Origin of the sequence: Mycetocola sp. BIGb0189 (assembly GCF_024810155.1) — a bacterium.
Classification (GTDB): Bacteria; Actinomycetota; Actinomycetes; order Actinomycetales; family Microbacteriaceae; genus Mycetocola; species Mycetocola lacteus.
Map to the genome: position 1 here is coordinate 112,937 of NZ_JANUED010000006.1, position 22,101 is coordinate 135,037.

At 65.0% G+C, this 22,101-nt stretch carries 21 protein-coding genes and 1 tRNA gene; 12 read left to right on the forward strand and 10 right to left on the reverse strand.

Translation table 11 applies throughout. The features are described 5' to 3' along the window. Window positions 1-48 precede the first annotated feature (48 nt). From M2390_RS10760 to M2390_RS10775, 4 genes are read right to left on the reverse strand one after another with little or no spacing between them, the layout of a single operon-like run. Window positions 49-1,671, reverse strand: coding sequence for a cytochrome bc complex cytochrome b subunit (locus tag M2390_RS10760; RefSeq protein ID WP_030143346.1), 1,623 nt, complete (start codon window positions 1,669-1,671; stop codon window positions 49-51). Beyond that, window positions 1,668-2,735: a ubiquinol-cytochrome c reductase iron-sulfur subunit gene (locus tag M2390_RS10765; RefSeq protein ID WP_259178625.1), complete on the reverse strand. Its 1,068-nt coding sequence runs from the start codon at window positions 2,733-2,735 to the stop codon at window positions 1,668-1,670. The genes M2390_RS10760 and M2390_RS10765 overlap by 4 nt, the downstream gene beginning before the upstream one ends. Window positions 2,736-2,776: 41 nt before the next feature. Beyond that, complete coding sequence (locus M2390_RS10770) at window positions 2,777-3,598, reverse strand: c-type cytochrome (protein ID WP_259178627.1); 822 nt, start codon at window positions 3,596-3,598, stop codon at window positions 2,777-2,779. A gap of 22 nt (window positions 3,599-3,620) precedes the next feature. Next, window positions 3,621-4,289 carry a heme-copper oxidase subunit III gene (locus M2390_RS10775; RefSeq protein WP_081863820.1) on the reverse strand — a complete coding sequence of 223 codons (669 nt, stop codon included), beginning with the start codon at window positions 4,287-4,289 and terminating at the stop codon, window positions 3,621-3,623. Window positions 4,290-4,456: 167 nt separating this feature from the next. Between M2390_RS10775 and trpD the strand changes: the two genes are divergently transcribed. The 5 genes from trpD (at window position 4,457) to M2390_RS10800 (ending at window position 8,615) form a co-directional block, all read left to right on the forward strand. Next, entirely contained in the window at window positions 4,457-5,527 is a 1,071-nt protein-coding gene (trpD, locus tag M2390_RS10780; RefSeq protein ID WP_259178628.1) for an anthranilate phosphoribosyltransferase, read from the forward strand. 50 nt (window positions 5,528-5,577) lie between these two features. Further along, window positions 5,578-6,576: a dihydroxyacetone kinase subunit DhaK gene (locus tag M2390_RS10785; protein WP_259178629.1), complete on the forward strand. Its 999-nt coding sequence runs from the start codon at window positions 5,578-5,580 to the stop codon at window positions 6,574-6,576. 50 nt (window positions 6,577-6,626) lie between these two features. Further along, window positions 6,627-7,262 carry a dihydroxyacetone kinase subunit DhaL gene (gene dhaL / locus M2390_RS10790; protein ID WP_259178630.1) on the forward strand — a complete coding sequence of 212 codons (636 nt, stop codon included), beginning with the start codon at window positions 6,627-6,629 and terminating at the stop codon, window positions 7,260-7,262. A 34-nt stretch (window positions 7,263-7,296) separates the two neighbouring features. Next, entirely contained in the window at window positions 7,297-8,040 is a 744-nt protein-coding gene (dhaM, locus tag M2390_RS10795; protein ID WP_259178632.1) for a dihydroxyacetone kinase phosphoryl donor subunit DhaM, read from the forward strand. A gap of 173 nt (window positions 8,041-8,213) precedes the next feature. Continuing rightward, on the forward strand, window positions 8,214-8,615 hold the full coding sequence (locus tag M2390_RS10800; protein ID WP_030143354.1) for an SHOCT domain-containing protein: 402 nt from the start codon (window positions 8,214-8,216) through the stop codon (window positions 8,613-8,615). A 144-nt stretch (window positions 8,616-8,759) separates the two neighbouring features. Here the strand turns inward: M2390_RS10800 and M2390_RS10805 are convergent. Further along, window positions 8,760-8,845, reverse strand: a tRNA-Leu gene (locus tag M2390_RS10805). A gap of 38 nt (window positions 8,846-8,883) precedes the next feature. On the opposite strand from M2390_RS10805, the gene M2390_RS10810 reads away from it, so the two are divergent. Continuing rightward, a complete protein-coding gene (locus tag M2390_RS10810; protein ID WP_030143355.1) occupies window positions 8,884-9,492 on the forward strand; it encodes an ANTAR domain-containing response regulator in 609 nt (202 codons plus the stop codon). 55 nt (window positions 9,493-9,547) lie between these two features. Here M2390_RS10810 and M2390_RS10815 read toward each other — a convergent pair whose 3' ends face one another. Together M2390_RS10815 and M2390_RS10820 are read right to left on the reverse strand one after the other, a co-directional pair. Beyond that, window positions 9,548-9,979, reverse strand: a complete 432-nt coding sequence (locus M2390_RS10815; RefSeq protein ID WP_259178637.1) for a hotdog fold thioesterase — start codon at window positions 9,977-9,979, stop codon at window positions 9,548-9,550. 9 nt (window positions 9,980-9,988) lie between these two features. Beyond that, window positions 9,989-10,144 carry a hypothetical protein gene (locus M2390_RS10820; RefSeq protein WP_183091873.1) on the reverse strand — a complete coding sequence of 52 codons (156 nt, stop codon included), beginning with the start codon at window positions 10,142-10,144 and terminating at the stop codon, window positions 9,989-9,991. Window positions 10,145-10,268: 124 nt separating this feature from the next. Between M2390_RS10820 and polA the strand changes: the two genes are divergently transcribed. The 6 genes from polA (at window position 10,269) to coaE (ending at window position 18,799) form a co-directional block, all read left to right on the forward strand. Further along, a complete protein-coding gene (gene polA, locus M2390_RS10825) occupies window positions 10,269-12,926 on the forward strand; it encodes a DNA polymerase I (RefSeq protein ID WP_259178640.1) in 2,658 nt (885 codons plus the stop codon). 216 nt (window positions 12,927-13,142) lie between these two features. Beyond that, on the forward strand, window positions 13,143-13,595 hold the full coding sequence (locus M2390_RS10830) for a GNAT family N-acetyltransferase (protein WP_259178642.1): 453 nt from the start codon (window positions 13,143-13,145) through the stop codon (window positions 13,593-13,595). Between the two features lie 145 nt (window positions 13,596-13,740). Further along, a complete protein-coding gene (locus M2390_RS10835; protein ID WP_121687951.1) occupies window positions 13,741-15,408 on the forward strand; it encodes a DUF885 domain-containing protein in 1,668 nt (555 codons plus the stop codon). 15 nt (window positions 15,409-15,423) lie between these two features. Beyond that, window positions 15,424-16,398: an epimerase gene (locus tag M2390_RS10840; protein ID WP_259178644.1), complete on the forward strand. Its 975-nt coding sequence runs from the start codon at window positions 15,424-15,426 to the stop codon at window positions 16,396-16,398. A 143-nt stretch (window positions 16,399-16,541) separates the two neighbouring features. Further along, entirely contained in the window at window positions 16,542-17,996 is a 1,455-nt protein-coding gene (rpsA, locus tag M2390_RS10845) for a 30S ribosomal protein S1 (protein ID WP_030143360.1), read from the forward strand. A 191-nt stretch (window positions 17,997-18,187) separates the two neighbouring features. After that, window positions 18,188-18,799: a dephospho-CoA kinase gene (gene coaE, locus M2390_RS10850; RefSeq protein WP_259178649.1), complete on the forward strand. Its 612-nt coding sequence runs from the start codon at window positions 18,188-18,190 to the stop codon at window positions 18,797-18,799. A gap of 55 nt (window positions 18,800-18,854) precedes the next feature. Here coaE and M2390_RS10855 read toward each other — a convergent pair whose 3' ends face one another. From M2390_RS10855 to M2390_RS10865, 3 genes are all read right to left on the reverse strand, one after another. Continuing rightward, entirely contained in the window at window positions 18,855-20,219 is a 1,365-nt protein-coding gene (locus M2390_RS10855; protein WP_259178651.1) for an MFS transporter, read from the reverse strand. A 291-nt stretch (window positions 20,220-20,510) separates the two neighbouring features. Beyond that, window positions 20,511-21,023, reverse strand: a complete 513-nt coding sequence (locus M2390_RS10860; RefSeq protein WP_259178652.1) for a GNAT family N-acetyltransferase — start codon at window positions 21,021-21,023, stop codon at window positions 20,511-20,513. A gap of 88 nt (window positions 21,024-21,111) precedes the next feature. Beyond that, window positions 21,112-22,053, reverse strand: coding sequence for an SDR family NAD(P)-dependent oxidoreductase (locus tag M2390_RS10865; protein ID WP_259178653.1), 942 nt, complete (start codon window positions 22,051-22,053; stop codon window positions 21,112-21,114). Between the last annotated feature and the right edge of the window lie 48 nt (window positions 22,054-22,101).

Below are 22,101 nucleotides of genomic sequence, written 5' to 3' on the forward strand. Positions count from 1 at the left end.
CAGTGGAGGATCCGGCACTCTTCTGTGACGTGCTGTGTGGGGGAGCGCCTAGTGGTGCTCGTCGTCCCCGTGCGACTGGTCCAGCTCGTTCTGGGTGACCGGAGCGATCCGGTCCTCGAAGAACCAGCGGGACATCGCTGCGCGCAGGCGCATCGAGCCGGTGATCTTGCCCTGAGCGTTCGGGCGGAGCATCACCGGAGCGTTGTCCTTGTAGCTCACGAGCTCCCAGCGCTCATAGTCGGACACCTGCTCGTGAACCTCGATGTACTCGCCACCGGGGAGGCGGACAATGCGTCCGGTCTCGTAACCGTGCAGCGCGATCTCGCGGTCCTTCTTCTGCAGACCCAGGCAGATGCGCTTCGTGACGAAGTACGCAATTACCGGTCCGAGGAAGAGCAGGGCCTGCAGGGTGTGAATCACACCCTCCATGGTCACCCGGAAGTGGGTGGCGATGAGGTCCGAGCTCGCGGCGGCCCACATGACCGCGTAGAAGGTCACACCGGCAGCACCGATAGCGGTACGGGTCGGGGCGTTACGCGGGCGGTCCAGCAGGTGGTGCTCACGCTTGTCGCCGCTGACCCACGCCTCGATGAAGGGGTAGATCAGGACGGTCACGATGAACAGACCCAGGATGATAACCGGCAGCAGGATTCCGAAGCTCCAGGTACGGTCCAGCCACACAAACTCGAGGTGCGGCGGGGCCAGGCGGAGCATACCGTCGGCGAATCCGATGTACCAGTCAGGCTGGGTACCCGCGGACACGGGCGAGGGGTCATACGGTCCGTAGTTCCAGATCGGGTTGATCTGGAAGAACGTCGCGCAGGCCATGATCACACCGAACACGATGAAGAAGAATCCACCGGCCTTGGCTGCGTACACGGGGAGGATCGGGAAGCCGACCACGTTCTCCTCGGTACGGCCCGGCCCGGGGTACTGAGTGTGCTTGTGCACAATCAGGAACATCAGGTGCAGGGCGATGAACACGATGACCAGCGCGGGCAGGATCATGATGTGCAGCGAGTAGAGACGACCCACGATGTCCTCACCCGGGAACTCTCCACCAAACAGGAGGAAGGAGATCCAGGTGCCGACCAGCGGGAAGGACTTGATCATGCCGTCGATGATGCGCAGACCGTTACCGGAGAGCAGGTCATCGGGGAGCGAGTAGCCGGTGAAACCCTCGGCCATGGCGAGCACGAAGAGGACAAAACCGATCACCCAGTTGATCTCGCGCGGCTTGCGGAATGCGCCGGTGAAGAACACGCGGAGCATGTGCAGGCCGATCGAGGCCACGAACAGCAGGGCGGCCCAGTGGTGGACCTGGCGCATGAGCAGACCACCGCGGATATCGAAGGAGATATCCAGGGTCGAAGCCATAGCGGCCGACATGTGCACACCGTTCATGGGGGCGTAGGAGCCCTCATAGGTGGTGTGGGTCATGGCTGCGTCGAAGAAGAAGGTCAGGAAGGTTCCCGACAGCAGGATCACAACGAAGCTGTAAAGCGCAACCTCACCGAGGAGGAAGGACCAGTGATCCGGGAAGATCTTGCGACCGAACTCCTTGACGGCGCCCGAGATGCTCGTGCGCTCGTCGAGGTAGTTGGCAGCCTTGCCGGTGAAACCACCGGACTGCTTAGCGGGGGCCGTCGGTGCGGCCGTTGCGGTACTCAATGACGCTCCCAGAAGCTCGGTCCGACAGGCTCGTGGAAGTCACTCTGAGCGACGAGGTAGCCCTCATCGTCCACGGTGATCGGGAGCTGCGGAAGGGGACGGGCGGCCGGACCAAAGATCACGGTCGCGTGGTTTGCCACGTCGAACTGCGACTGGTGGCAGGGGCACAGCAGGTGGTGGGTCTGCTGCTCGTACAGAGCAACCGGGCAACCCACGTGGGTGCACACCTTCGAGTAAGCAACGATGCCGTTGTACGACCAGTTCTTACGCTCGGGGAGCTCGTTCAGGTCCTCGGGCTTCAGACGCATGAGCAGAACGATGGCCTTGGCCTTTTCGTTCAGCACGTCCTTGGCGTCGTTGAGATCCTCGGGGATGACGTGGAACGCCGAACCCAGGGTCACATCGGAGGCCTTGATCGGTGCACCGGAGGGGTCACGCGCCAGGCGGGTGCCCTTCTTCCACATGGTGTGGTGCAGCAGCTCTACCGGGTCCTCGTCATACGGTGCCAGACCGCGGAACAGGGCCACGGCGGGCAGCGGGAAGACAACCAGGGCGCCAATCAGCGAGTTGCGGATGAGCGAGCGACGGCCAAAGCCGGACTCCTCATTCGCCTCCTCGAAGATCTCGATGGCGCGGGCGCGGGTCTCGTCGGTACCGCGCACGGGGTGGCGGTGGTCCACGGACTCGTGGTCGGCCATGAGGGCCTTGCCCCAGTGGACGGCTCCGATACCCAGGGCCATCAGGGCCAGGGTGGCACCGAGGCCGATGAAGAGGTTGTTTGACCGAACCAGTTCCATCTGACCGTCGATCGGGAACATCATGTAGGCGGCAACCGCCCACAGGCTTCCCACGGCGGAGAGGAAGAAGAGGATGAAGACAGTGCGCTCGGCCTGCTTTTCCTTCTTCGGGTTCAGGTCGGTGACGCGCTGACGGTGTTCCGGGTGACCCGGGTTCTCAACGGCGTCGGGGCTCACCACGCCTGTGCCGGTATCTTCCGGCAGCAGGTCATGGGAAGAGGAGTTCGCAGCGGCGAGATCCTTGCCGCTGTTATCGTCCTGTGCCATTGTGCTCCTTACGTGATTGCAGTGTCATGATCAAGGCCGTCCTAGTTGGACTTGGCCGTGATCCAGACCGTAAGCGCCACAACGGCGCCGAGGCCAAAAATCCAGATGAACAGACCCTCGGCCACCGGGCCGAGCGATCCGAGTCCGATACCACCGGGGTTACCGACCTTCTCCTGGTACTTCAGCGCGGTGATGATGTCGCGCTTGCCCTCGGGGGAGATGTTCATGTCGTTGAACACCGGCATGTTCTGCGGGCCGGTGATCATTGCCTCGTAGATGTGAGCCGGGGTGACCCCGACCAGGCTGGGGGCGAACTTACCCTCGGTCAGCGCACCACCGGCACCGGCCACGTTGTGGCACATGGCGCAGTTGATACGGAAGAGCTCCGCACCATGGGCGGCGTCGCCGTCTGCATCCAGGTACTTAGCGTCCGGGATGGAGGGGCCGGGAGCGGTGCTTCCGACGTACACGGCGAGCTGGTTGATCTGCTCCTGGGTGAACTGAACGGGCTTCTTCTGAGCCTGCGGTCCGTGGCCCTGCATGGGCATACGGCCGGTTCCGACCTGGAAGTCGACCGCGGCGGCACCCACACCGATCAGGCTGGGACCGTCGCTGGTGCCCTGTGCCTCGAGACCGTGGCAGGTAGCGCAGTTCGCCTGGAACAGCTTCTTGCCGTCCTCAACGTTGGACTGGCTGGCTGCGGCCGGCGCGGGCTGAGCGTTGGCGGTGGTTGCGCTCACCGCGGCGTAGGCGCCGCCGGTGAACAGCAGGCCGACAGCAATAAGCGCCGCGGCGGCAGCCGGGGAACGGCGACCGGTGCGGCGGCTCTTGCCGGCGGCTGGACGTGAAGTTTTGCGTGACATGGCTTTATTAGGCTCTCGGTTGTTATCTCAGGACGTACACGACGAGGAACAGAGCGATCCACACAACGTCAACGAAGTGCCAGTAGTAGGACACAACGATGGCGCTGGAGGCTTCCTTGTGACCAAAGTTCTTCACGGCGTAGCCGCGACCAATGATCAGGAGGAAGGCGATCAGTCCGCCGATAACGTGAATGCCGTGGAATCCGGTGGTGATGTAGAACGCGGATCCGTAGGCGTCAGAGTTCAGCGCGACTCCCTCGCTGACCAGGGTGGCGTACTCCCAGATCTGGCCGGCGACAAAGATTGCACCAAGGGCATAGGTGAGGAAGAACCACTCAACCATTCCCCACTGGCTCGGCTTAGGCCCGGTCGACCGCGGCTGGAGACGCTCGGCTGCAAACACGCCCGCCTGGCAGGCAAAGGAGGAAGATACGAGGATCAACGTGTTAATCAGCGCGAACGGCACGTTAAGTACGGACGTTCCGTGAGCCCAGATTTCGGGGGCTACGGAACGCAGGGTGAAGTAGATCGCGAACAGACCCGCGAAAAACATGACCTCTGAACCCAGCCACACAATGGTGCCCACGGCTACGTTATTGGGTCTGTTGATCTTCGGGGCTTTCGCCGCATAGTTCAAAGAAGTGCTCGTCACTCCTCCATTATGGCTGATTTGCGGGCGAGTATTGGCCATTTCCCGTCTCGCTCGACCTTCACAAGGGGTTAGGGCTACCTAAGTTTTCGCCGTGAATTCACCTTGAATGTCCGAGATTCCGCGGCTTTCCGGTCGTGGTGTCGGCAAAACGTCGGCATAAAGGTTTTTGCGGGTCGGAGCGTCGCGGATACCAATATGCTTGACCTATGTTGGATACCTTCACCTGGCCCTCCCTGTTCACCTCTCTTTTGTCCGGCGAGAACCTCAGTGTCGCCGAGGCGACCTGGGCGATGCAGCAGATTATGAGTGGAGCGGCCACTCCGGCGCAGATTGGCGCATTCCTGGTTGCGCTGCGCTCCAAGGGTGAGACCGTGGATGAGGTGGTGGGCTTCCGTGACGCGATTCTTGAGCACGCTCTTCCGCTGCCGTTGGATTCGATGGCGCTGGACATCGTGGGTACCGGCGGTGACCGCTTCGGGACCGTGAACGTCTCGACGATGGCGGCCATCGTCTCGGCCTCCACCGGAATCCCGGTCATCAAGCACGGCAACCGCGCCGCGAGTTCGGCCTCCGGTTCCAGTGATGTGCTGGCGGCTCTCGGCATTGACCTCTCGCTGGCCCCCTCGGCGGTGGCCGATGTTGCCCGTGAGACCGGGGTGACCTTTGCCTACGCCTCTGCCTTCCACCCCGGGTTTGCCCACGCCGGCCCGGTTCGCGCCCAGTTGGGTATCCCCACCGTTTTCAACTTCCTCGGCCCGCTGACCAATCCGGCCCGACCCGAAGCATCCGCCGTGGGTGTTGCCCAGGCCGATCGGGTACCGCTGATCACCGGCGTGTTCCGCACCCGTGGTGCCACCGCGCTGGTGTTCCGAGGGGACGACGGCCTGGACGAGCTCACCACCACCGGCCACTCCCACATCTGGGAGATCAGCCGTGGTCGGATCGCCGAGCACGACCTCGACCCCGGTGATCTGGGCATTGCCCGGGCGCGAATCGAGGATCTGGTGGGCGGGGATCCGGTGCGTAATGCCGAGATCGTTCGAGAAACCCTGGCCGGCCAGACCGGCGCCGTGCGCGATATCGTGCTGCTCAACGCGGCCGCGGGTATCGTGTCCTATCGCCTCGCCGAGGATCACACCCAGATGGAGCAGCCGATTCTGGCGCGCTTCCGGGACGCCCTGGAAGTTGCCGCCGAGGCTGTTGATTCCGGGGCCGCCCTCGCTAAGCTGGATCAGTGGGTCGCCGCAACGTCGCGACGATCCGAGCACACGGCATAGCCGCCGCACCGGGCCACAAGCCTCCGCGGCGAGAGTATTGGGAGATATCGGTGAAGAAGCTGATGAACGATCCACGCGCGGTGACCGAGCAGGCCGTGGCCGGTTTTGTGCGCGCTCATGGCGCGCGTTTGCGCCGCGTGGGCACCGGTTATGGGGTCGCGCGGGTTGACCCCCTGCTGCCTGGGACCGTGGCCGTGATCGGTGGCGGTGGAAGCGGCCACGAACCGCTGCACGTGGGATTCGTGGGTGCCGGCGCCCTGGCCGGCGCGGTGCCCGGCGAGATCTTCAGCGCGCCCACCCCCGAGTCCATCCTTGAGGTGGTGCAGGCCACCCATGCCGGTGCCGGGGTCCTGTTTGTGGTGGGAAACTACTCGGGCGACCGTTTCAACTTCGAGCTCGCCGCCGAGCGCTGCGCCGAGCTCGGCATTCCCGCCCGCCTGGTGGTGGTTTCCGATGACGTGGGTCTCGGCTCGCTGATCCCCGCCGATCGTCGCCGCGGAATCGCCGGCATGCTGGTCGCGCTCAAGATCCTCGGGGCCGCTGCCGAACGCGGTGACGACCTGGAGACTCTGGTCGCGATTGGTGATCGCCTGAACGCCGGGCTTGCCTCGATGGGTGTGGGTCTGCGCGCGGGCACCTCTCCGCTGGCCGATGTCGCGAGTTTTGATCTGGGCGAGGACGAGATGGAGGTCGGTATCGGCATCCACGGCGAGCTCGGCCGAGACCGTGTGCCCCGTGGCCGCGCCGACGAGATCGCCGAACTCCTGCTGACCGAAATTTTGGGTGAGCTGAGGGCGACTCCCGCGGACACGCTGCTGGTGTTTATCAATGGCATGGGAGGAACGCCGCCGGGTGAACTCGCGCTGTTCTTTGACAGTGTCGCGCGCGATCTGGAGGGCCGTGGCTTCGCGGTCGGCCGTGCGCTAGTGGGGGCGTATGTGACAGCGCTTGATATGCAGGGCGTCTCGGTGAGCATTGCGCGGCTGGATCCCGAGTTACTCTCGCTGTGGGATGCCCCGCTGGACACCCCGGTGCTGCGCGCCCCGTAAGACGTCCGTGTCGCCCGCACAAAAACAGTTTTGTCAGTGAAGGAGAAAAGATGACCCTGAATGCCGAATGGGCCGCACGGTGGCTGGTTGCCGCGGGTGACGTATGCGATCGCGACCGCGCCTACCTCAGTGAGCTTGACCGCCTCATCGGAGACGGCGATCATGGCGAGAACCTGGCGCGTGGTTTTGGTGCCGTGCGTGGACAGCTGCTCTCCAGCCCGGGTGGCGAGACCCCGGCCGAGCTGTTCCGCACCGCCGCCCACACGCTGATCTCCACCGTGGGTGGTGCCTCGGGCCCGCTCTACGGCACCGCCCTGATGCGCGCGGCCGATGCCCTTCAGGGCCACTCCGAACTCGACGCGCAGGGCGTGGTGGATCTGCTTGGTGCCGCGGTGGAGGGCATTGCCAGCCGTGGCGGTGCCGAGGCCGGAGACAAGACCATGCTGGATTCCTGGCTTGCCGCACAGGCCGAGGCACGCTCGGTCCAGGCCGCCGGTGGATCGGTGGAAGAGGTGATCGAGGCCGCCGCCCGCGGTGCCGCCGCCGGTGCCGAGGCCACCGAGCCGATGATTGCCAAGCGCGGTCGCGCCAGCTACCTGGGGGAGCGTTCCCGCGGTCACCGTGATCCCGGTGCGGCATCCAGCGCCCTGCTGCTGGAGGCGGCGGCCGCGGCGGTTCGCTCGTGACCCGAGGATGCTCGCGCCAGGATGTGAGTGACCGATGAGCGTGGAACAGACCCGGGTGGGCATCGTGGTGGTGTCCCACAGCGGTCGCATCGCCGAGGGTGTGCGGGAACTGGCCGGGCAGATGGCCCCGAGTATTACGATCCTGGACGCCGGTGGAGACGCCGAAGGCGGACTCGGCACCGACTTTGCGCGGGTGAGTGAGGCGCTGATCGGTGCCGATACCGGCGGGGGAGTCCTGGTGCTGGCCGATCTCGGCTCGGCGATCATGACGGCCGAGTCGGCCATCGAGTTCCTCGATGCCGAGCGCCGCTCACGCGCCCATGTGTCCCCGGCTCCGCTGGTCGAAGGTGCTGTGGCCGCCGCGGTGGCCGCCGAGCAGGGAGGAAACCTGGCGGCCGTTATCGCCGCCGCCCTGAGTGCCGGGGACGGCACCCCGGCCGTTGCGTCCGATGCCGCCGACGCGCTGGCGGCCGAGGAGCACAGCCCCGAGGTGGCGTCGCTCGGCTATGCGCGCAGCGTGGTGGTGGTGAACCCCGAGGGACTCCACGCGCGCCCGGCGGCCGAGTTTGCCAAGCTGGCCGCCACCTTCCCGGTGGCGGTGACGGTCAACGGACGCGACGGAAAGAGCCTGCTGCAGATCATGTCGCTGGGGCTGATGCCCGGTGCCGAGGCCGAGATCGCCTCCCCGGATCCCGACGGTCGCGTGGCCGTGGACGCTCTGGCTGATCTGATCGAGTCCGGGTTCAGCGATCGAGGCAACGCCGCGCCCGGGAAGTGAATTTTTCCCCAATTCGGGTGCGCGGGCGTGTCGTCGGACACGTCCGCGTACCCCGTTTTGGGGTCATCCCCAGCTGAGGAAATAACCTGCGGGGCGCGGCGGGCGTGCAGTACTGTCGGAGTCGGATCGAGCGTGTTATCTAGGGGGCTCGACCGTCTATCGAAAGGATTGCTATGGCTTCCAGCATCTGGGAAAACTTCTGGAACGTTTTGGCACTGCTGCTCTACATCGTGGTGTTTGTGAGCTATCTGTTTGCGCTGTTCGCGGTGATCTCGGACCTGTTCCGTGACCACAAGCTCGCCGGTGGGTGGAAGGCGCTGTGGATCGTGGGGCTCATCTTCATCCCGATCCTGACCCTGCTGGTCTACCTGATCGCTCGCGGCAGCGGCATGGCCCAGCGCTCCGCCGAGGCTCAGCGTTCGGCACAGAACGCCGCCGACGCCTACATTCGTGAGGCCGCCGGTAAGGCGACTCCGAGCGATGAGATCGCGACCGCGAAGGCACTCTTTGACGATGGTGCGATCAGCGAGGAAGAGTTCGCGCACCTCAAGGCCAAGGCTCTCGCCCGCGCCTAGCGCCCGGCATCACGGCCCTCGGTCTCCCCTCGGGGAGGAGCCGGGGGCCGTTTGGGTTTCCGGGGTGGATTATCCGACACGCCGATACACAAAAAAGCGGCCCTCGCACATCCTCCCAGTTGGGAGTTTCTGCGAGGGCCGTGGTGGTGCCGGTGGTGGGACTCGAACCCACACGTCCTTTCGAACAAAGCATTTTGAGTGCTCCGCGTCTGCCATTCCGCCACACCGGCTAACGTCGATATCTGAAACTGTATCGTACAATTGAACCGTGACTGAGCAAGAAGCAACCTCTACCCCCGCCCCGCGACGCGTTGTTGTCGCCGAGGACGAATCCCTCATCCGTATGGACATCGTGGAGATCCTCCGCGACAACGGATTCGAGGTGGTAGGCGAAGCCGGTGATGGCGAGACCGCCGTCGCCCTCGCAACCGAACTGCGTCCGGACCTGGTGGTCATGGACGTGAAGATGCCCCAGCTGGATGGCATCTCGGCAGCCGAGCGCCTGCACAAGAACAACATCGCCCCGGTGGTGCTGCTGACCGCGTTTAGCCAGAAGGAACTGGTGGAGCGCGCAAGCGAGGCCGGCGCGCTGGCCTACGTGGTCAAGCCGTTCACCCCGAACGACCTGCTGCCGGCCATCGAGATCGCCCTGAGCCGCCACCAGCAGATCCTCACCCTTGAGGCCGAGGTTGCCGACATGGTCGAGCGCTTCGAGACCCGCAAGCTGGTGGACCGCGCCAAGGGCCTGCTGAACGAGAAGATGGGCCTGACCGAGCCCGAGGCGTTCCGCTGGATCCAGAAGGCATCCATGGACCGCCGTCTGACCATGCACGATGTGGCCCAGGCCATCATCGAGCAGCTCAGCGCCAAGAGCTAACACACACGTTAAAAACCGCGGGCCCTCTCGAATGAGAGGGCCCGCGGTTTTGTGTTTAGCGACTCGGCTTGTCCTTGATCAGGTTGGTGATCCGGATGGTAGAGCAGCGGCGGCCGCGTTCGTCGGTCACCACGATCTCGTGCACGGTGAGGGTGCGACCGAGATGGATGGGGGTGCAGACGCCGGTGACGATGCCCGAGGTAGCCGAGCCGGTGTGGGTGGCGTTGATGTCCACACCCACGGCCACCCGGTCGGCTCCGGCATACAGGTTGGCGGCCATCGAGCCGAGTGATTCACCCAGCACCACATACGCGCCACCGTGCAGCAGCCCGATGGGCTGAGTGTTACCCGCGACGGGCATGGTGGCTACCGAGCGTTCCACCGAAAACTCGGTGAACTCGATGTTCATTTTTTCGGCCAGTGCTCCCATGCCGCGCTCAATCAGGTAGCGCATGCCGGGATCCTCGGTGGGGGTAGTGTCGCTCATGAACCCAGCCTAGGAGAGGATTCCGAGTGCCGCCAGGGTGCCCAGCAGGCTGCTGGCGACCAGCGCAAACGCGACGATGCCGGCGATCCAGGCGCGACGTCGCTTGGTGCGGGCGCGCTGGGCGAGTTCGGCGGGGGTGTAGTCGGCAACGTTCCAGTCGGTCATGATTCCTCGTTTCGGGGATGGGGATCGGCGTCCCCCGATACTCCCACACTCGCCCGGGTGGGAACGGCTGCCCGGGCGGCGTGGGGGATATCCCCGTGACGGTGGTCCCTTGTAGGCTGGGTGCGTGTCGGAAAACAAGAAGCCTACCCTCCTGATCATCGACGGCCACTCGCTGGCCTTCCGGGCCTTTTACGCGCTCCCGGTAGACAGCTTTAAGACCCGTGACGGGCAGCACACAAACGCCATCCACGGCTTTATCTCGATGCTGCTCAACCTGCTGAAGAACGAGGCTCCCACCCACGTCGCCGTGGCGTTTGATATCTCGCGATTCTCCTTCCGCACCCGGGAGTACCCCGAGTACAAGGGCACCCGTGGGGAGACCCCGAGTGAGTTCATCGGTCAGATCCCGCTGCTGCAGGAGACCCTGGCCGCGATGAACATCACCACCATCACCAAGGAAGATTTCGAGGCCGATGACATCCTGGCCACGCTCTCGGTGCGCGGCACCGAGGCCGGCTACCGGGTGCTCGTGGTCTCCGGTGACCGGGACGCGATCCAGCTGGTCAACGACAACGTGACCCTGCTCTACCCCTCGCGTCAGGGTGTGTCCGACCTCACCCGCTACGATCCCGCCAAGGTACAGGAGCGCTACGGCATCCGTCCCGAACAGTACCCCGATGTGGCGGCGCTGGTGGGGGAGACCTCCGACAACCTGATCGGCGTGCCCAAGGTTGGCGAGAAGACCGCGGTCAAGTGGCTGGGACTCTACGGGAGCCTGCAGGGCATCCTGGACAACGCGGACAACATCACCGGCAAGGTGGGCGAGAGCTTCCGCGAGCACAAGGAAAACGCGGTCCGTAACCGTCGCCTGAACCACCTGGTGCGCGATGTCGAGCTGCCGGTCACCGTCCAGGATCTTGAGCGCAAGCCGATCGACGCCGACGCCGTGCGCGATATGTTCGCCCGGCTGGAATTCCGCACCCTGCTGGACCGCGTGTTCAAGCTTGAGGGTGTCGTGGCCGATGCCCCGGCCGAGCCCGTGGCACCCGCCGCCGTGGCACCCGCGGTTCAGGAGCTGCTGGATGAGGAGCTGGGTGCCTGGCTGACCCGCAACTCCGCCGCGCACCCGGGCGGTCTGGCGCTGCACGTCGACGTGGTTGAGGGATTGCCGACCGCGATCGGTATCGCCTCCGAGACCGAGTCCACCGTGCTTGCCTGGCACGCCGGCAGCGCCGACTATGCGCCGTTTGAGGCGTGGTTGGCCGGTCCCGATCCCAAGATCCTGAACGATGCCAAGCCCGTTATTAAGGCGTTCACCCACGCGGGCCTGGCCTTCGAGGGCCTGCGCACCGACACCCTGGTTGCCGGCTGGCTGCTGCGTCCGGCCAGCCCGGATAAGACCCTGGGCGACCTGGTCACCCGCTACCTCGACGAGCACATGCCGGTGGATGACCCCAACCAGCTGGTTCCCGAGGACAACGCGGATAACCCGGCCCTCAAGGCCTGGTACGTAGCCCGCGTGGCCGCCGCACAGATCCTGGCACTGGATGAGGGCTCGGCCCGCGTGCTGCGCGACATCGAGACCCCCTCGACCCCGATCCTCGCCCGGATGGAGGAGTTCGGCGTGGCCGTGGACCACGACCTCCTGGCCGGACTCTCCGAGTCGCTCGGCGTGACCGCCGCCGACCTGGCTGCCCGCGCCTATGCGGAGATCGGTCGCGAGGTCAACCTAGGTTCCCCCAAGCAGCTGCAGGAGGTCCTCTTCGACCAGCTGAACATGCCCAAGACCCGCGCCAATAAGACCGGCTACTCGACCGATGCCGACTCGCTGGCCGACCTCCAGGCCAAGGCACCCCACCCGTTCCTCGGGCTGCTGCTGGAGCACCGGGACGCCACCAAGCTGCGTCAGATCGTCGAAACCCTGGACAAGGCGATCGACGAGGAGGGCCGCATCCACACCTCCTATATCCAGACCGGCACCAGCACCGGTCGGCTCTCCTCGGCCGACCCGAACCTGCAGAACATTCCGGTGCGCTCCGAGGTGGGGCACCAGATCCGCTCGGCATTCACCGTGGGTGAGGGCTTCGACTCGCTGCTGACCGCCGACTACTCGCAGATCGAAATGCGGATCATGGCGCACCTCTCCGGTGATGCGGGCCTGATTGAGGCGTTCCGCAGCGGTGAAGACCTGCACCGCTTCGTGGGTGCCCGGATCTTCGGGGTCGAGCCGGCCGATGTGACCCCGCTGATGCGTACCAAGGTCAAGGCCATGTCCTACGGCCTCGCCTATGGACTCAGCGCGTTTGGTCTGTCCAAGCAGCTGCGCATCGACACCGCCGAGGCCAAGCAGCTGATGGGTGACTACTTCGCCCGCTTCGGTGCCGTGCGCGACTATCTGCGCGACGTGGTGGAGCAGGCAAAGATCGACGGCTACACCACCACGATCTTCGGTCGTCGTCGCCTCTTCCCGGATCTCGCCAGCGCCAACCGCGTGCTGCGCGACAACGCCGCCCGCGCGGCGCTGAACGCCCCGATCCAGGGCAGCGCCGCCGACATCATGAAGATCGCGATGATCAACATCGATGCCGACATGCGTGAGCAGGGCTTGGAGAGCCGGATGCTGCTGCAGGTTCATGACGAACTGATCTTCGAGGTCAAGGCTGCCGAGGCCGAAACCCTGGAGACCATCGTGCGCACCCGGATGGCCTCGGCCGCCGACCTCAGCGTGCCGCTCGAGGTCCAGGTGGGTCACGGTCAGAATTGGGACGCCGCCGCGCACTAGTTCGATCGACGGGTTTCGCGCGCACTGCCACCTCGGAGTTGGACGCTCCCGGGTGGCAGTGCCGTTTCCTGAAAACCCGACCTGAACACCCTGTGCCCGCTTCGGGAGCAGGCGCAAATCCGTTAGGGTCGCCCTGTGGACATTCAACTGGTGCGGTTCGATCCGCAGGCCGATGGGGAAGCGGTCGTAGGGTTTCTCGCCGGCAACCAATTCCCCATGCACGTTGTGCAGCGACCGTCGATTGAGGTCGCACGCGAGAGGTGGGATTCGGGAGATTTTGCGCTCCCCAACAACCTTGCGTACTGGATTACTCGCGCGGGTGAGCGGATCGGCTATCTCAACTTCCAGGAGATTTCCGATGGCACACCGATGCTTGATCTTCGACTCGCCGATCACGGCAGGGGTCTGGGATTTGGCACACGAGCGCTCGACATCGGTCTTGGTCTGATGTTCACCCTGTTCCCCGCGGTCAACCGGATCGAGGGTAACACCCGGATCGATAACACCCCGATGAGGCGTGTCTTTGAACACGTGGGGTTCGTCAAGGAAGCTCACTATCGTCAGGGATGGGCCGTCGAAGGCTCCGAACCCGTGGATTCCGTGGCCTATGCACTGCTGCGCGGAGACTGGGAAACCGGAACCACCACACCCGTGGTTTGGGAGTCCTGAGAGTTCGTCAGTATTCGCTGGGGGATCCGCTGCCACGATTCACGTCGCATTCTCCCTCGAGAGGGATCCACACCCGAGAATTACGCTCTGGGATAACTCCGCGCGGTTCTGTCGCCCGGCGGCGGGGGAGGGATACGCTGGAGCTATGACTGAGAAAGTTTCCCGACCCCAGACCCCGATTGATCGCATCGCCGAGGAGTGGGTTGACACCCTGGTATCCCTGAGCCCGACAACCGGTACGTACATTGGACGGACCGAGGCAAACGAATTTGTGGGCGACTTCTCGCCCGCGGGTCTTGCCGCCTACCGCGCCGCCGCCGCGGCCGTGATCGAGCAGCTCGACGCCGCCGAGGTGCAGGACAAGCAGGATCGTGTGACCCTGGCCGACCTGCGCGGCTCGCTGCAGCTCGACATCGACATTTACGACGCCGGCCTGCCGCTGCGCGACCTCAACGTGATCGCCTCCCCGCCGCAGGAGATCCGCGACGCCTTCGACCTGGTTCCCACCGAAACCGCCGAAGACTGGGCGATCATCTCGCGCCGCCTGGCCCGCGTTCCCGCGGCCCTCGCCGGCTACATCGAGACCCTGCGTCTCGGTGTGGAAAAGGGCATCACCCCGGCCAAGCGTCAGGTGATCGAGGTTGCCGACCAGTCCGACCGCAACGGTGCCGTGGACGGCTTCTTCCCGTCCTACATTGCCGCCGCCGGTGAGGCTGGAGCGGCCGTTCGTGCCGAGCTGGAGGCCGGCGCCGAGGCCGCCGCCACCGCATACCGCGAGCTGGCCAGCTTCCTGCGCGATGAGCTCGCCCCGGTCGCAACCGAGGTGGACGGTGTGGGCCGCGAGGCCTACTCGCTGTTCTCGCGTCGCTTCCTCGGTGCCGAGATTGACCTGGACGAGACCTATGAGTGGGGTATCCAGGAGCTCGCCCGCATGGTTGCCGAGCAGGAGGCCATTGCCGACCAGATCCTCCCCGGTGCCACCGTGCACGAGGCCATCGCGCACCTCGAGCAGGACCCGAACATGAAGCTGCACGGCGTGGACGCCCTGCAGAAGTGGATGCAGGAGACCAGCGACCGTGCGGTTGCCGAGCTCGGTGCCACCCAGTTCGACATCCCCGAGGAGATCCGCACCCTCGAGTGCATGATCGCCCCCACCCAGGAGGGTGGCATCTACTACACCGGTCCGACCGATGACTTCTCGCGTCCGGGCCGCATGTGGTGGTCAGTTCCCCAGGGTGTCACCGAGTTTGACACCTGGCGTGAGCTCACCACCGTGTACCACGAGGGTGTTCCCGGTCACCACCTGCAGATCGGTCAGGCCGTGTACAACCGCGACCAGCTGAACTCCTGGCGTCGACTGCTGGCCGGTACCTCCGGTCACGCCGAGGGCTGGGCCCTCTACGCCGAGCGTCTGATGGATGAGCTGGGCTACCTGAGCACCCCGGCCGACCGCCTGGGCATGCTCGACGGTCAGCGCATGCGTGCTGCCCGCGTGGTTCTCGACATCGGTGTGCACCTGGGCAAGCAGCGTCCCGACGGTCAGGGTGTCTGGACCGCCGAATACGCGTTTGAGTTCCTGGCACAGCACGTCAACATGAACGCCGGATTCGTGCGCTTCGAGGTCAACCGTTACCTCGGCTGGGCCGGTCAGGCACCGTCCTATAAGGTCGGTCAGCGCATCTGGGAGCAGCTGCGCGATGACTACCGTGCCCGTGCCGGGGAGTCCTTCGACATCCGCGACTTCCACCGCGAGGCCCTGGGCCTGGGTGGTGTGGGTCTCGACACCCTCCGCGACGCGCTGCGCGCAGAGTAGTACCGGGGGTCTGGGGTGAGTGCACCAAAGCACGTAGTACTGGCGGGGGTATCGGGCTTTATCGGTGCGCACCTCGACTCCTATTACCGGGGGCTCGGGGCCCGGGTGAGCCGTATTGGCCGCTCGGGTCCCGATGCCCGCTGGGGGGAGCGGGAGAAGATTGCCGCGCTGCTTGAGGGCGCGGACCTGCTGATCAATATGGCGGGGAAGAGCGTGAACTGCCGCTATCACGAGGCGAATCGCCGAGAAATCCTGCGTTCCCGGGTTGAGACCACCCGCGAGCTGCGCGAGATTGTGGCGAGCCTGAAGAATCCGCCGCCGGTCTGGATGAACGCCTCCACCGCGACCATCTACCGCGACGCCCGGGACCGTCCGATGACCGAGTCCACCGGCGAGATCGGCTCCGGGTTCTCGGTGTCGATCGCGACCGCTTGGGAGGCCGAGTTTTTCGCCGGCGACCTGCCCGGTGTGCGCCGCGTGGCGCTGCGGATGGCGATCGTCCTCGGAGACGGCAGCGCGCTGGTGCCGCTGACCCGCCTGGCCCGGCTGGGTATCGGCGGTCCGCAGATGGATGGACGCTGGCCCGCGAGCCGCGCCCGCCTGGCCGCCGGCACCTACCATCGCTTCGGCGGGGGAGGCGGCACCCAGAAAATGAGCTGGGTGCACATCGACGATGTAATCTCCGCGATCGAGTTCATTCGCGACCACGAGGAGCTGGACGGGGCCATCAACGTGTCCTCGCCGGGTACCGTGACCAACGCCGAGTTCATGCGCGAGCTGCGCCGAAGCGTGGGGGTGCCGGTTGAGATGCCCGCGTTCCGCTGGATGATCGAACCGGCGATGGCGGTCCTGCGTACCGAATCGGAGATGATCCTCAAGAGCCGCTGGGTGATCCCGGAAACGCTTGAAAACGCCGGATTCACGTTCGGATACCCGACCCTGGCCCCGGCACTGACCCAGATCGCGACATACCGCGCGATCCCGGCTTGAAGTCGGGCGAGTCGCCGGGATAAGATAGAGCGTCACGCTCGTGACAAATCTATCCGTTCTGCCGTGATGATCAACCCGTGTTACCAACCAGGTGACCCGGCCACCACGGCCCGAAACCCTGTCCATTCTGGAGCAACCACTACATGACAAGCGAAACGACCGCCAAGAACCTCAAGCAGGTCGCGATCAACGACATCGGCACTGCCGAGGACTTCCTGGCTGCGGTCGAGAAGACTCTGAAGTTCTTCAACGATGGTGACCTCATCGAGGGTACCGTTGTGAAGATCGACCGCGACGAGGTCCTCCTCGACGTCGGTTACAAGACCGAGGGTGTTATCCCCTCGCGTGAACTTTCCATCAAGCACGACGTAGACCCGAGCGAGGTCGTCAATGTCGGCGACTCGGTCGAGGCCCTCGTTCTCCAGAAGGAGGACAAGGAAGGTCGCCTGATCCTGTCGAAGAAGCGCGCACAGTACGAGCGCGCATGGGGCGATGTGGAGAAGATCAAGGACACCGATGGCGTCGTGACCGGTTCGGTCATCGAGGTTGTCAAGGGTGGTCTGATCGTAGACATCGGCCTGCGCGGCTTCCTGCCCGCATCGCTGATCGAGCTGCGTCGCGTCCGCGACCTGACCCCGTACCTGGGCCAGGAGATCGAGGCCAAGATCCTCGAGCTCGACAAGAACCGCAACAACGTTGTGCTTTCGCGTCGCGCCCTGCTGGAGCAGACTCAGTCCGAGTCGCGCACCACCTTCCTCAACAACCTCCAGAAGGGACAGGTCCGCAAGGGTGTTGTCTCCTCGATCGTCAACTTCGGTGCCTTCGTGGACCTGGGTGGCGTCGACGGTCTGGTGCACGTTTCCGAGCTGAGCTGGAAGCACATTGAGCACGCCTCCGAGGTAGTCGAGGTTGGCCAGGAAGTTACCGTTGAGATCCTCGAGGTTGACCTGGACCGTGAGCGCGTGTCGCTCTCGCTCAAGGCCACCCAGGAGGACCCGTGGCAGGTCTTCGCCCGCACCCACGCCATCGGCCAGGTTGCACCGGGTAAGGTCACCAAGCTGGTTCCGTTCGGTGCGTTCGTTCGCGTCGCCGACGGCATCGAGGGCCTCGTGCACATCTCCGAGCTGTCGGGCAAGCACGTTGAGCTCGCCGAGCAGGTTGTCTCGGTTGGCGAAGAGGTCTTCGTCAAGGTCATCGACATCGACCTGGAGCGTCGTCGCATCTCGCTGAGCCTCAAGCAGGCCAACGAGGGTGTCGACCCCGAGGGCACCGAGTTCGACCCGGCACTCTACGGCATGCTGACCGAGTACGACGAGCAGGGTAACTACAAGTACCCCGAGGGCTTCGACTCCGAGACCAACGAATGGCGCGAGGGCTTCGAGGCTCAGCGCGAGAAGTGGGAGCAGGACTACGCTGCCGCTCAGGCACGTTGGGAAGCTCACAAGAAGCAGGTCGCACAGGCCGCTATCGAAGAGGCAAACGCACCCGAGGCTCCGGCCGCCGGTTCGTCCTTCTCGAGCGAGTCGACCGGCGCCGGCACCCTTGCCGACGACGAGTCGCTGGCTGCACTGCGCGAGAAGCTCTCCAGCAACAACTAATTGGCAACAACTAATTGGCAACAACTAGCCTTTAGTCGTTCGCTGAGCGTTTCGCTTCGGTAAACAAACGGGCCGTTCTCCTTCGGGAGGGCGGCCCGTTTGTTGTTCCCCGAGTTGTTGAGCGGTGTTCGGTTCGCCCGGCCGCGTTCGGGGAGTAGGGTGGAGGAGAATCAACCGCGAAAGGGCACAGCGTGTATCTGATCGGCCTGACCGGGGGCATCGCCTCGGGCAAATCCACCATTGCCAAACGTCTCAAGAAACGCGGTGCCGTGCACCTGGACGCCGACCGCCTCGCCCGCGAGGTGGTGGAGCCAGGGGAACCCGCACTGGAGAAGATCCGTGCTCGCTTTGGTGAGGGTGTGATCGCCGCAGACGGTTCACTCAACCGTCCGGCCCTGGGTTCTATCGTGTTCAGTAACCCCGAGGCCCTGACGGATCTCAACGGCATCGTTCACCCCGCCGTGCAGGAGCGCACCCGTGCGCTGTTTGCCGCGGCCGAGGCCGAAAATCCGAACGCGGTGGTTGTCTACGACGTTCCGCTGCTGGTGGAGGCCAAGCTTCCCTATCCCTTTGACGCGGTTGTGGTTGCCGAAGCACCCGCCGACGTACGGATCGAGCGCATGGTGCGACTGCGTCAGATGGAGCGTGCCGAGGCCGAGCGTCGGATCGGCGCGCAGGCTACCGACGCCGAACGTCGCGCGGTGGCGACCCACATCATTAGTACCGGCGGGACCCTGGGTGAAACCCTCGACGCGGTCGACGTCTTCGCCGACGGGGTGCCGGGTCTGTCCCCGCGGCGCTAAGCAAATACCAAGGAGGCCGCCCGGATCATCCGGACGGCCTCCGCCACAGCACGAACTAGCGAGCCAGCGCCGCCTTCTCGTCCCTATTGATCAGCGCGAGGAACACCACGGTGAGCAGCGCGATCGCGATTAGGGCGATGAACGTGATGTTCCAGCCGAAGTTCTCCACCAGGAACCCCACCCCACTGGATGCCATGGTGGCACCGATAACGTAGCCAAACAGTCCGGTAAATCCGGCGGCCGTTCCGGCGACGTGGCGTGGGGAGAGATCGAGGGCCTGCAGGCCGATCAGCATGACCGGCCCATAAATCAGACCACCGATCAGGGTCACCGCGACCAGCGGCATCCAGATCGGGACGCCGGTGGGCAGCAGCCAGTAGACGGCGGTCATTCCGGCCACCGCGACCATGAAGGCAATTCCGGTCATCGACCGGTTACCGCGGAACACCTTATCCGAGAGAATGCCACACAGGATCGTGCCGCCGATACCCGCGAGTTCGAATAGCGAGAAACCAGCGATCCCACCGGTCACGCTGGCGCCGCGCACCTGGGTGAGATAGATCGGTGCCCAGACCAGCACGCCGTAGCGCAGGGCGTACACACAGACGTTCGCCAGGGCCAGCAGAACCATCGTGCGGTTCATCAGTACATGTTCCTTGATCAGGCTCCAGGCGCTGCGCGTGGAATCTTCGGACTCATCCGCCGCGACCTTGGCCGGATCGTTTCGGTATTCCTCGATCGGCGGCAGCCCCTGAGACTCGGGGGTATCTCGGATCAGCAGGAAGGCGGCCAGGGCGACCACCAGCGCAACCACCGCGGGGAGCCAGAACGCGGTGGTCCAGTCATTGGCGGTGAGCTGCAGGCCGAGTGCCACCAGGGCGCCGGCACCCACGCCACCCACGTTGTGGGCGACGTTCCAGATCGACGTCTTGATTCCGCGCTCACTGGTGGAGAACCAGTGTACGAGCACGCGACCGCTGGGAGGCCAGCCCATGCCCTGGAACCACCCGTTGATGAACATGACCGTCGCGAAGATCGCCAGCGACGCGGTGACCGCCGGGACGAACGCCACCGCGAGGTTCGCGACCGCCGAGAGAGCCAGGCCCAGCGGCAGGAAGTAGCGTGCATTCGAACGGTCGGACAGGATGGCCGAGAAGAACTTGGAGAATCCGTAGGCGATCAGCGTGGCATTGGCGACCAGGCCGATGCCGGCCTTGTTGATCTGCCCGTTTTCCTCGAGGATCGCCGCGACCAGCGGCAGGTTGTTGCGGATCAGATAAAATCCGGCGTACCCGATAAAGATCCCCACGAAGACCTGGAGCCGCAGGCGCGGATACCGTTTGGCGATGACCTCCGCCGAGAGGCGTGGTGCGGGAGGCGGGGCCGCAAGCAGTCCGCGTGGTCGTGTGGTTCGCGACATAGATTTTGTCCTTTGTTCGATGGCACGCCATCGCACTCGGGATTGGAGCGGGGCGGCATTGCCGTCGCCCACTCTAGGCAGAATCGCTGCACGAGCGAGGTGCTCGGTCGCACGCGGTACGGTTGTCTGTCTGACCAGATGGTTGTGGGCCGCCGCACGCCCGTAACTCCGGCCGTTTGACGGCGATCCACGAGGAAACACGGAGGCATGATTCAGCCGGACACAGCGGACAAGATCGTTCCGGTGTTTGGGATCTACGCGGGAGGCGCCGGTGCGTACCCGCCCGGGCACCTAGTGAACCGGGGCCTCCAGGAGCGCGACGCTCACGGAACCACCCTTGGTCGAGAGCGCCCCCACCTGCTCGAAGCCGAGGCGTGTGTGGAAGGCGAGGGACCCCGGGTTCGGCGGATCCGTGTTGACCTCGCAGGTCACCGTTCCCAGCCCGGCCGCGCGGGCCGCGGCAAAGACGGCCGCGTAGAGCACCGGGCCGAGACCGCGACTGCGAGCCTGCTCGGCCACCACGATCCGGTCCACGTAGAGGAAGTCGTGGCTGCGCGCCGAGAACCAGGCATAGTTCTCGCTGGCATAGGCGGCCCCCGGTGCAAAGGTGATGACGGCACCCAGTATGGTCTCCGGGTCGGCGGGATCCACCACGGCCACCGCGAGGTGTGCGGTCTCGACCAGGGTGCGCAGTTCATGTGTGTCCAGGTGATTCACCGCGGGAACCGCCGCATTATTGAGGGCGAGCAGGGCGGTAAGCTCGCTCGGGTCGTTGGGATCCAGGGGGCGAGTCACGGCGGTCATTCGCCTATTCTATCGGCGGGAATGGGGTCGCGGCGGCGGGTGTAGCCGTGCCGCGGCCCTCAGCCGGCGTGGTTTTGACGCATCGCGATTATCGCGACGACCCGTGCACGAGCGGTTCGAGGCCCGTCCGGGAAACGCTGAGATCCCAGATTTCGCGAGCCAGATCGCGGGTGCGTAGCTTTCTCGGCAGGCGCTCGCGAACCGGAGCCCCGCGGCTGGAGAGGAACCGTGGACCCCACATCTCGCCTCCGGTAACCCGAGCGTCCAGCGCCGCGCGCACCGCCGGCCAGGCACCGGCATCCTTGCCCTGGGAAAATAGGCGCGCCGGCACGGCTCGATAGCCAGGCCACGGGACATACGGCAGTGCGGGTCGGCGATCCGGGGCCAGCTGATCCATGGCCACGCCGGGGTGGGCAACCACCGAGACGGTTGATGACCCGGCCGCGCGCAGACGGCGGTCCAATTCGAAGGCCGTGAGCATCTGCGCATACTTCGAGGCCGTATAGAAGGGGAGCGAGCGGTAGGGGGCGTCCACATGGTCCACGTCACTCGGGTCGAGTTTGGCCAGGGTGTAGCCGAGACTTCCCATCGTCACCAGACGCGAACCGGGGGTGCGTTCCAGCACCGGGAGGGTGCGCGCGATCAGCGCGAAGTTGCCCAGCTGGTTCGTGCCAAAGACCAGTTCGTCCCCGGCCGTGGTGGTCTGGTGTGCGGTTTGTGGCTTGAGCCCGGCGTTGAGGATCAGGCCGTCCACTCGGGTGAGTGACGCGATCTCGGCCGACGCGGACTCGATGGAGGCCGCGTCGGCGAGGTCGAGGCGGATGAATCCCAGCCTCGCGTGCGGATCCCGCGCGGACAGGGTCTCCAGTGCCCGGCTCGCCCGCTCCTCGCTGCGGGCCGCAATAATGACCTCGGCACCCGTGGTGGCAAGCTGTTCGGCGATGAAGTACCCGATGCCGGCGCCGCCACCGGTCACCACAAACGTTTTGGCCTGCTGGCGGGGGAGATCGGTGGGCTTCCAGGTGCTCATGGGCTCACGTTAGCGGACATCCCGGGTGGCATGCGAGCATTGCGGATC